A 237-nucleotide genomic window follows, 5' to 3' on the forward strand; every position below is an offset into this window, starting at 1 on the left:
GGCATCATCAGCTCGCCCACCGGCGCGGTGATACGCGACATCATCAGCGTGTTTCGCCGCCGTGCGCCGCAGGTCGAACTGAGCCTGATCCCTACCGCCGTACAGGGCCGCGAGGCCACCGCGCAGATCGTCCGCGCCTTGAAGCTGGCGGATGCCCAGGGCTTCGATGCACTGATCCTCGCTCGTGGCGGTGGCTCGCTGGAGGATCTCTGGTGCTTCAACGAAGAGGCCGTGGCG

The 237-nt window shown here is 67.1% G+C and carries 1 protein-coding gene; it reads left to right on the forward strand.

Annotated features, from left to right (window positions below):
- Positions 1-237, forward strand: a 237-nt coding sequence (locus AC0IYH_RS33925) for an exodeoxyribonuclease VII large subunit (protein WP_471838863.1), incomplete at both ends; no start/stop codon positions are given.

The organism is Pseudomonas sp. AC463 (assembly GCF_979253585.1).